This is a genomic window from Spirosoma luteum DSM 19990 (assembly GCF_000374065.1).
Lineage (GTDB): Bacteria > Bacteroidota > Bacteroidia > Cytophagales > Spirosomataceae > Spirosoma > Spirosoma luteum.
The window spans coordinates 116,445-127,255 of the sequence record NZ_KB893254.1; the positions used below are offsets into that span (position 1 = coordinate 116,445).

Annotated in this window: 7 protein-coding genes and 2 rRNA genes; 1 reads left to right on the forward strand and 8 read right to left on the reverse strand. The window is 49.7% G+C overall.

Annotated features, from left to right (window positions below; all coding sequences use genetic code 11):
* Positions 1–110: 110 nt before the first annotated feature.
* Complete coding sequence (locus tag B156_RS0111960) at positions 111–2,636, reverse strand: PspC domain-containing protein (protein WP_018619960.1); 2,526 nt, start codon at positions 2,634–2,636, stop codon at positions 111–113.
* A 36-nt stretch (positions 2,637–2,672) separates the two neighbouring features.
* A complete protein-coding gene (locus tag B156_RS0111965; protein ID WP_018619961.1) occupies positions 2,673–3,080 on the reverse strand; it encodes a PadR family transcriptional regulator in 408 nt (135 codons plus the stop codon).
* A gap of 316 nt (positions 3,081–3,396) precedes the next feature.
* Here B156_RS0111965 and B156_RS0111975 point away from each other — a divergent pair, with 316 nt between their 5' ends.
* A complete protein-coding gene (locus B156_RS0111975; RefSeq protein WP_018619963.1) occupies positions 3,397–5,052 on the forward strand; it encodes a D-alanine--D-alanine ligase family protein in 1,656 nt (551 codons plus the stop codon).
* A 62-nt stretch (positions 5,053–5,114) separates the two neighbouring features.
* Here the strand turns inward: B156_RS0111975 and B156_RS0111980 are convergent, their stop codons facing one another.
* The 6 genes from B156_RS0111980 to B156_RS0112005 all read right to left on the reverse strand — a co-directional run.
* The gene (locus tag B156_RS0111980; protein ID WP_084757722.1) at positions 5,115–6,197 is read right to left on the reverse strand and encodes a Gfo/Idh/MocA family protein; all 1,083 of its coding nucleotides are present in this window, start codon (positions 6,195–6,197) and stop codon (positions 5,115–5,117) included.
* Positions 6,198–6,273: 76 nt separating this feature from the next.
* Positions 6,274–7,350, reverse strand: coding sequence for an endonuclease/exonuclease/phosphatase family protein (locus B156_RS0111985; protein ID WP_018619965.1), 1,077 nt, complete (start codon positions 7,348–7,350; stop codon positions 6,274–6,276).
* 171 nt (positions 7,351–7,521) lie between these two features.
* Positions 7,522–9,681, reverse strand: coding sequence for a xanthine dehydrogenase family protein molybdopterin-binding subunit (locus tag B156_RS0111990; protein WP_018619966.1), 2,160 nt, complete (start codon positions 9,679–9,681; stop codon positions 7,522–7,524).
* Positions 9,682–9,683: 2 nt separating this feature from the next.
* The gene (locus B156_RS0111995) at positions 9,684–10,175 is read right to left on the reverse strand and encodes a (2Fe-2S)-binding protein (protein ID WP_018619967.1); all 492 of its coding nucleotides are present in this window, start codon (positions 10,173–10,175) and stop codon (positions 9,684–9,686) included.
* A gap of 138 nt (positions 10,176–10,313) precedes the next feature.
* Positions 10,314–10,424: ribosomal RNA gene (rrf, locus tag B156_RS0112000) — 5S ribosomal RNA — on the reverse strand.
* Between the two features lie 133 nt (positions 10,425–10,557).
* Positions 10,558–10,811: ribosomal RNA gene (locus B156_RS0112005) — 23S ribosomal RNA — on the reverse strand; the annotation flags it as partial.

Here is a 10,811-nt window from a genome sequence, read left to right on the forward strand (position 1 = left end):
ATAACCGCTGAACGCGAAAAAAGCTTCCGGCAAGGGGGAAAATGATATGGGATGTAGGATTGGGGATTGAGGATTGAGGATTACATAAAAATCCGATACATCCCAAATCCCTATTGTCTTGTCACTTTACTGGCACCCGATGTTTTGGAATCCAGCGAGTTTACCTGGCCAAAATCAGCGCGGCTGGCGCCACCCGCATCGATCGATGCTTTCTCTACCTGCATGTTAACCGCTTCAATTTTGCTGGCTCCACCCAGGTCGGCCTCCAACTGGCGGGCATGTCCCCGCAGGTTGATGTTCGACGCACCCGATAATTCGATGTTCAGTTTATCAACATCCCCGTCGAAAACGGTTCGGCAGGCACCGCTCATGTCAATAGTCAGTTCATCGTACTTTTCAAAACCGGCCAGGCTGGCTTTCGATGCGCCGGATAGCCTCAATTCGTTGATTTTGGGAACGGTAATGGTCAAGCCAACGCGTTTGCGGTTACCCCAGTCGAACAAACCACCCCGACGGTCAATTTTCACCTCGAGCGTGTTCCCGTTTACCCGAACGTCCATATCGCTCATATCTTCTTCACGGCCATCGGCCACTACTTTGTACGTGTCGCCCTTACGGAAACGCACCACAAACGCCCCTGACACGTCTACCTTCGAGAAATCGGTGACGTTGAACTGACGGGTGTGGTCGCTTACCCGGTCGAAATCGTCACCGAGTTCGTTGGATACGGCACTTTGTACTTCGTCGGTCAGGTCGGTCACGTCATTGTCTTCATCATTATCACTACGGTCCTTTTCACGGGGGTAGTTAATGCAAACCAGGCCGTCTTCTTTCGTGAATTTCCAGAGACTGGCGTTCATCCGGTCAATTTCTTTCCCGCCAAATTCATTCCGAATAAACCGGGCAAACTCTTTCGTCATTCGAAACGGCTTTTCGTACGGTATCAGCAGGTCCATATCCAGGTCCTGCGCCCGAAAACGGGCATCAGGTGTCAGTTCTATCGTTTCATCGAACCGAACTGTCGAGTCTTTCACGGTGTACACGTATTTTACCTGGCGGGCGTTCTTCTGCGCTTCGGCCCGGTTACGGCCCTGCGCCCGAAAACTCTGGACCAGGTTTATTGTTGGGCCATCGTAGCCTTTCAGGTCGATGGATGGCCGCCAGTTATCATCATTCTCCACGTTATTCATGGCGAAGGTAGGAACAGCTGCCGACAGGTTCAGCACCTTCGTTTCCTCTACGGTGCCCCGACGCTGGAAACTGCCGATGAGTGGCGTAACCGTTCCACCAAACACAACCAGACTTACAAGCCACACCCCACCCAGGGTAAGGGCCGCGCGGCTGCTTAGTACATTCCGCATCGTGATAAGCATAACACCCAGAATGGCCAGGCCAAAAGCGGGTATAAAACCCGTCAGAAAAGCCGACAGCATCATGGGAGCCGAGATATCATCCCGAATCATTCCGATGGGCAGGTTACCTAGATTCGCCCCCGACTCAAAGCCGATGAAGGCTCCCAGTACGGCCAGACAGGCCACCATCAGTGCAAAGGCAACTACCAGCAGCATGACACCCGCAAAAACCCGGATTACCGATACAACACCATTCAGCAACGGGCCCAGCGCACTGCCAAGCCCTCCAATGATAGTGGCAATGGCCCGGAAGGGGAACAGCAGAATACGGGTCAGCGTATTTTCGCTGTTTGGGTGGTCGTTGATATTCAGGTTTTGCTTGATACTGTGCTCGATATTGGAAAGCGTGATGGGTTGCCCCTGCATTTCCATTTTCTCGGTCAGGGTGTTGGCCTGGGGAGCAATCATCCAGAGGACAATGTAGAGGAGAAAGCCCACCCCAAAAAAGATAATCCCCAGCACAAACAGCAGCCGGATTATGCCCCTATCGACTCCAAAATAAGCCGCTATACCCGACGCAACCCCGCCCAGAACTTTATCTTCCGGGTTACGGAAAAACTTTTTTACGGTTTTATCATCTTCAATGGTCATCACGCCGGGCAGCGCAATCCACATGGCAATGTACACGATGAACGTAAAGCCGCTCAGGCCACCAAAGAAACCATCCGGCCCATCCGTAGCGCCACTAAAAGCAGGCAAACCAATGAACAGAAACACGAAAATGAGTCGTACCCACACCACATCCATGTTGAAATAATGGGCCAGTCCGGCACATACGCCCCCCAGAGTTTTCCGGCGTAAATCACGCACCAGTCGGCGTGGTTCGAGGGCGGGGCCGGGGGCATAGGGCGTAGGGTTACCGGCTGCGTTGCGTCCCGCGCTCCCTGCCCCAGGAACAGACCCAGCGCCCGATGCGGAGTAGCGTCCGCCACTCGTTACCAGTATTTCCTCTTCTTCAACGGCTTCAAAATCGGCCACAGTACCCATAGCGGCCGTTAGTTCATTCACGTCTTCGAGAGAAACAACCTGCTTTTCGGCGGCTTTCAGTTTGGCCAGGAGTTTTTCGGCAATGCGGTTCTCAATGTCTGTAACAATTTCCTGACTGTCTTCGTAGGTCGAGAAATACTGTTGCACGGTAGTCAGGTAATTTCTTAGTTTGTCGTAGCCATCTTCTTCGATGTGAAAAATGACGCCACTGATATTGATACTTATAGTCTTTTTCATTGCAGTCCGACGGTTCGGTTGTGGGAAGAGAGTAGGTTAAGTGTTGGCAGCTGGTGTAATGGAATCGGGCGAAGGCGAAACAGACACGGCGCCGTTAGCCATTTTAGTATGCTTATCTAACTTGTTGATAATCGTATTGACCGATTCGGCCAGTTCCTGCCAGGTTTCGTTAAGCGATTCCAGAGAGTTTTGCCCTAGTTCGGTCAGGATGTAGTACTTACGTGGTGGCCCGGAGGTGGACTCTACCCATTTATAATCGAGGAGACCGGCATTTTTCAATCGGGTTAGCAGTGGGTACAAGGTACCCTCCACAACCATAATTCGGGCGGAGGTCAGCTCGTCGAGCATATCGGAGGCATAAATTTCGCCCCGCGATATGATGTGCAGAATGCAGAACTCCAGAATGCCTTTCCGCATTTGCACCTGAGCGTTTTCGATATTCATTGGTGTATAAGAATTTCGTGAGTTTCTTAAGACAAATATACAGTAAGGTACTATGTGATGCAAGGTACTTTGCTGATAAATATTGAATTTGGGGACAGGTGGTCAAAAAAAGCGGTGAATGGTAATAAAAGCATGGGACCAACAGAAACTGATGGTAAATTCCGCCGGGGTGGTGTGCTCACTTGAATCACCAGCATCTATCAGCAATGCCAAAAAATCGAGCAGACAGGCAATTTATTATGCTGTGTTAGTCTACCTGATTCAAAGCAGGCAGCTTTTTTTCGTTTCTTTGTAGCTTCCAATAGCTATCAATTTCGTGAGAATAGGCATTTTTTTTGGTGGACCGGCGCGGGAACGCGAAGTGTCCTTTGCCGGGGGGCGTACGGCATTGGCCAACCTGGATAAGGGGTTGTTCGAGCCAGTACTGGTTTTCGTTGACGGGCGGGGACGCTTCCGGCTTGTTACTCCCGATTTTCTACAGGCAAATTCGCTACGGGACGTATTGCCGCAGGATGAATCCGGGTTTTCCGTGTACGATGAGTCACTGGCGGCAGGTACGCTTGATACAATACTGCCCGAACTCCGGCCCGAACATTTTCGGGATCACTTTGATCTGGCTTTTCTGGCAATGCACGGCCCCGATTGCGAAGATGGTGCTATTCAGGGATTGCTGGAATGGTATAAAATGCCTTATACCGGGCCGGGGCTGGCCGGGTCGGCGGTGGGTATCAACAAAATACTACAAAATGAACTGATTGCACTGACAAATGGGCAACAGAAGAAGACGGCAACCATAAGCCGGGATGATTACGAGCAAACCGACAAGGCACAGTTTTTCACGTCTCTCATTGAGCATCTGGGCTTACCCATTGTGGTAAAAGCACCGCATCAGGGGTCTTCCATCGGCGTGGCCATTGTACGGGAAGCCGACTTGAATCAGTTTTGCCGGGCAGTTGAACAGTGCTTCTTCACCACAAGTGTCCAACCGGATGGGTGGAGCCAACTGAGTGAGTGGACTACCCTATCACCCGAACACAGGCATGAATTGGCGCAGAAAATGGTTAGTCTCGATTCCGGTATCAGTTTCCCGGTCGTTATCGAGCAAACCGGCGAGGTGCTTACTCATCCCAAAGAGCTACTCGAAAAGTTTGGTGCTTTACTAGAGTCGTTCGGTCACTCATTAACGATCAGTTCTGTCAATGCCGAGGACGAAGTACTGTTCGAAGAATTTATTAGTGGGCAGGAGTTTTCCTGTGGCGTTATTCAGGACGACGACCAACTTGCCATTGCACTCCCCCCGACGGAAATTTATAACGTAACCAGTTTCGATTTCGACTCGAAGTATAAACTTGATACGACAAAAAAACGAATTCCGGTTGAAACAAGCCTGGAGAATAACCGCAAGATTCAATTGGCCGTAGCGGAGGTTTTTACACGGCTGGGAATCAACGTATACGCCCGAATTGATGGATTCCTGACTGCTGCGGGTGATGTGCTTTTACACGACCCAAACACGATTCCGGGCATGTCACCTTCGTCGTTGATTTTCAAGCAGATGGCTGAAATTGGCCTGAACCTGACCAATTCACTTACTTACCTGATTCGACAGTCACTTCGGGAACGGATACGCACGGGCAAAGATACCTTTCGACTAAAACGGATGCTGGCCGAACTGGACGCTCAATTAGCCCATCGAAAAGTAAATCCGTTACCGGAGCGGGTTGTTTCGTTCGGGAACAGTAACGAAAGTTTTATAGCCGCCAAACGTCAGTACAATGAGTTGGCAGCGCTGGGTACCGTTCGTCCCTCACTGATGTACATCAAGAGCAAACAGGAATCGCACGAAATTCCGGTAAACCTGCTTTTCAAGGACACCATTGCCGACCTGGAAGCCGCGTTGACTCAGCCGCGCCACTCCCTGCTCGTCGAAACCTACGTACAGGCGCGGCACATCACGGAGCGCTACGTATAAATAATGATGAATTATAAATGATGCATTAACCGGCGCATCATTTATAATTCATCATTCATAATCTACAAAAATACCGGCATACCTGTCCGAACGGATTCATCGCAGGCAAAGGCAATTTGCAGGCTGTTCACCGCGTCCTGCATGTGGTCGGTCAAATTGAGGTCTTCCTGGATAGCCTTCAGGAAATAGCGTTGCTCGCGGTTGCACAATTCCTGATGGTCGGGCTCATCCTGCATATCAATCCAGGTATCGGTTTCAACAAACTGGTCATTGGCGTCCAGCGCAGCCCGGTGCAATCGTAATGATTCGGTTTTCGTATGGGAGTCCACATTGTCGGATTTTCCGGCAGCACCGGCATTCTTGGCGACAATAGACACGCAGCCATCCGGCCCGATAACGTCTTTAACGAAGAAAGCGGTTTCACTCATCATCGGTCCCCACCCGGCTTCGTACCAGCCCACAGACCCGTCCTCAAACCGAATCTGTAATTGACCGTAGTTGTAGTTAGAAGCGGGAATATCATTCGTCAGTCGGGCGCCAATAGCGTTCACCTGGGTTGGTTTGGACCGGGTCATCTGGCACATGACATCGATGTAATGCACCCCACAATCGACAATAGGGCTCAGACTTTTCATCAGATTCCGGTGTACGGTCCACATCGTACCATGACTCTGCTGATTGAGATTCATACGCATAACCAATGGCTTGCCCAATCCCTGTGCCAGCTCAACGAATTTCTCCCAGGATGGGTGGTGACGCAGGATATACCCCACAACCAGTTTTTTCCCGGCCTTCTGCGCAGCCGCCATAACCCGTGTTGCCCCTTCTACCGTATCGGCAATGGGTTTCTCCATGAACACATGACAGCCCTGCTCAAAGGCCTTGAGGGCGAATGATTCGTGGGTATCGGGATAGGTGGAGATACAAACCGCATCCGGCTTTGTGTCGTTCAGGGCAGTTTCGTAGTCGTCATACAGGGTATAACCACCGCCTAGTTTTTCGTTTAGAACAACCTTACTATTCCCGGTTGATACAATACCACAAATTTCAAACCCGTCGATCAATTGGTAAGCGGTAGCGTGTGATGCACCCATATTGCCGCATCCAACAACGAGAACCCGTATGGGTCGATTTTCTGATAACATAGCAGTTAATTTATTAGGCTGGGCAAAAATAAGACAAAGGGGTATGCCCTGGAAACCGTCGATAGAAAAAGAGGGGTTATTTGGCCTCCTTTATCGTTTCCCTGGCTTCCTTTATATCGTCATGCTCCGGCGTAGGTACCTCTTTTTTTGACTTCGTACCGGGGCCGGTGTACGTGAGAGACGTAAATATGGGAAAATGATCAGACCCAAAATCCGGAAGACGACGAATTTCTTTCATCTGGAAATGCTCGGATACGAATATATGGTCCAACGGCCAACGCATGAAAAAGTAAAACGCATTGTAAGTGTTATAAAGTCCCCTTCCGATGCGTGGATCAAGTAGCCCGCTGATTCGCTGAAACAGGCGGGTTGAGTGCGACCAGGCTACATCATTCAGATCCCCTGCCACCAGCACCGGGCCCTGCTGTTTCCGGGCTTCTTTAGCCACCAGCAATAGTTCAGCATCGCGCTCAGTTGATCGATAATGTTCCGTCGGACTTGGGGGCATTGGATGAACACCATAAAAGTGGACGAGTTGCCCCGACGGTAGTTCGATCTGGGCGTACATGGAAGGAATATCATCCTGAATCAGAAAACGTACTTCCTGATTTTTGATTGGCAGGCGGGAATAGAATAGCATTCCGTACGTATTATCAAGGGGATACAGAATGCGATGAGGATAGTCACTTTCTATAGATTTTAGCTCATTTTCCCAATGTTTGTCTGGTTCGAGTAGTAGTACAATATCTGGCTCATACTGGTCAACCATGGATATAATTTTAGTCACCTCCTTATTATCCATCAGCACATTCGCAACCAGCAACTTAATATTGTTCTTACTAGTAGTGTCATTGCTGCTTTGATTGGCTAACGATACTACCTGCATTCTAGCCAGGGGCGTAAATGGATAAATCAGCCAGCACTGATAGACTAAACAGGTAAATAAGCCCACCGGTACTAGCATCATAGGCCATCCTACTTGTCTGCTCAGGAGCCCCCAGCCTACCAATCCAGCCAATGCCAGTACGGACAGTTGCAGGTGAGGGAAATCCCAGATCCGTACCCACCAGTAGTCTATTCCAAGAAGATTAACAAATGACAGCACAACCAGTATGCCGGCATAAATAAGTAAAACGAGGTCTACTGTTTTCATAAACTATTTCGAACAAGGCTGAATGGAGGTACTACCGCCTGAATTTCTCCCGCTCAATCTATTCAGGGAGTAATATGGCTTACTAAATAAGCACCAGAGGGAGAGTAGTGTTCAAAAAAAAGCCCAGATTTGAATCTGGGCTTCGAGACGCGTACCTACTTTATTTGACGCTTACGACAATATATCCTTGAATTCTTCCTGCTCTACAAATGGCTGACTCCGTAATCGCTTGCCAGTGGCTTTAAAGATAGCATTGGCAATAGCTGCTCCGGCAGGTGGTAAAGATGGCTCACCCAAGCCGGTGGGGTCAATCTCGTTCTGAACAAAATGTACCTCTACTTCCGGGATTTCGTTCAGGCGAATCAAGCGGTATTCGTTAAAGTTTTTCTGTTGCGTCACCCCGTCCTTAAAGGTTATGTGTCCGTACATGGCGTGGCCAATACCATCAACGACACAACCACGCACCTGCTGCTGTGAACCACTCTGATTGATGATCACGCCACAGTCAGCGGCTGAGTACACTTTCTGCAATACAGGTTTACCTTTCTGCATAACGGCTTCTCCCACCTGTGCTACGTAGGACCGGTGCGAGAAATAAACGCTGAATCCCTGTGCCACCGGTTTACCATCGGCCCCTTTTTTCTTACCCCAGCCCGATTTTTCAACGGCTAGATTAATAACGCCCTTCATCCGGTCAATATCATATTTGAGTTCCCCAACCGGCTTTTGCTTCGCTTTATCCAGTAACTCCAGTCGAAACAATACCGGATCTTTACCAGCCGCCTGAGCAACTTCGTCCAGAAAAGACTGCTCGGCAAATGCCAGGAAATTGGTGATTGGCGCACGCCAGGGACCGGTTGTAACGGGTGATTTATGATCGGCACTGTCAATCAGCAAATTATCAACAGCTGCGGCAGGGAAGTTATCCTCTCTGGTGGCATTACCAGCATTGATGCTGGCACCACGCAGTTTGTAACCGATCATATTTCCCTGCGCATCCAGTGCTGCTTCAAAGCGGTAGCGAACCGCCGGACGGTAGCTTCCGCCCGTCATGTCGTCTTCGCGAGTCCATATGAGTTTCACGGGTGCTTTCATCATCTTCGAGACCTGCACCGCTTCTACCACGTAATCGGCTTTCAAACGACGACCGAAGCCGCCCCCCATACGGGTAAGCTGTACGGTTACTTTGTCGGGTGATATACCTAACAGTTTAGCCGTTTCGTTACGCGCCAGTTCCGGCGTTTGGGTTGGACCAACCAATTCGACCCCGTCGGGCCGAACGTGGGCGAAAAAGTTCATTGGCTCCATAGGCGTATGCGACAGAAATGGACACTGATATTCAGACTTAACCACTTTTGCCGCACTTTTAAAGGCCGCTTCCACATCACCATCTTTCCGTCGGACAGTTGCATTAGTGCTGTCCAAGAGTTCTTTTAAAATACGATCATGATCGGCAGAACTTTCCAGCGTGTCCGATTTCTCCCACTCTATTTTGAGCGCATCCTTCGCCTTTTTCACCTGCCAGGTCGACTTCCCGACAACAGCCACATTATTATCAAACGTTACAACATCAACAATCCCCGACATCGCTTTGGCAGCTGCTGAATCGACAGATTTTAATTTGTAGCCGAAAGCAGGTCGTTGCAGCATCGCGAAAAGCATACCCTCCCGATAGAAATCCAGACCAAACAGCGGTTTTCCCATTGTAATTTTTGGATTATCGACATTCCTGATGGACGTACCAATCAGTTTGAAATCCTTTATTTCTTTCAGTTTGACATTCGCCGGAACAGTTTGTTGGGAAGCATCCGTAGCCAGTTCACCATAACTCAGTTTGCGGCTACTGGCCGAATGCAAGACAAACCCTTTATCAGTCGTACAGTCAGATACCGGAACATTCCAGCGTTTGGCGGCTGCCTCCAATAGCATCTGGCGGGCCGTAGCACCAGCCGTTCGCAGTCGTTTCCAGGAATGCGGAATTGAGCCGCTTCCTCCGGCAACCTGACGCTCAAACTTCTTTGTATCCAGGGGTGCCTGTTCAACAACGATTTTAGTCCAGTCGGCATCTAACTCCTCAGCAACTACGATGGGAAACGCCGTTTTGATTCCCTGACCTACTTCCGGATTGGGAGATAAGATGGTAATGACACCTTGCGGGTTTATGGACAGATAACTGTTGAATTCAGCCCCAGAAAGGGCTGCTATATCCGTTTCAGAAAGCGCGGTAGCCGCTTGCGTTTTCGTCCAGTTAAAACCCAATATCAGGCCTCCACTCGTCAGAGCGGCTATCTTCAGAAAATCTCTACGGTTCGTATTGTCTAACGTCTGCATAACTATTTCGATTTTGACGTTTTAGAGGATGGAGTTGCTGACGTTTGTGATGCAGCCATCACCGCTTCCCGAATCCGGTGGTACGTGCCACACCGGCACAGGTTACCAGTCATGGTCTCATCAATCTCAGCTTGTGTCGGTTTTGGGTTTTTCTTGAGCAAAGCAGCCGCTGTCATAATCTGACCCGCCTGGCAATACCCACATTGCGGTACATCCACTTTGTCCCAGGCTTGCTGAACGGGGTGATTACCATCGGCAGATAACCCTTCAATGGTTGTCACTTTTGATTTACCGACGCCAGACACTGGCAAAACACAGGAACGAGTAGCTTCTCCATTCAAATGAACGGTGCAGGCTCCGCATTGCGCGATACCACAACCGTATTTCGTACCAACCAATCCGAGATTATCACGCAGTACCCACAGTAATGGGGTATCAGCGTCCACGTCGGCCTGATAGGCCCGACCGTTGATTTGTAATTTAAAGACAGCCATTGATGTATGTGATTGACTTATAGAATGCTAATATAAAGAAAAGCAAATTCTGCGCTACTTCTACCTTATAAAACGTATATTCTCTAAAACGCGGAGAGCCTGCCCACAGTTGTGGACAGGCTCTCGCACTTGTTTCAATGGTGGCACTTTCCTACTCTCCCACCTGTGACAGCAGTACCATCGGCAGTACGGGGCTTAACGGCTCTGTTCGATAAGGAAGAGGTGTTCACCCGCCTTCAAAGCACCAACCAGTTGACTCTTCTGACCTGCCCGGCTTCACAGCCTGACCCGTCAATACCTTTGTTTCTTGCCCCGCAGAGAGAGATTCGACCAATCAATAAACCAATTAATATCACAAACACAACGCGGTCATAAAAGCAAATTCTTTACGCTTCCGGGGTCATTAGTACGGCTCGGCTCAACACATCTCTATGCTTCCACCTACCGCCTATCAACGTCGTCGTCTACAACACCCCTTTATACCGGAACACTCATCTTCAGGCCAGTTTCGCACTTAGATGCTTTCAGCGCTTATCTGATCCCCACGTAGCTACCCGGCCGTGCCTGCGGCCAAACAACCGGTACGCCAGCGGTGAGTCCATCCCGGTCCTCTCGTACTAAGGACAGATCCCGTCA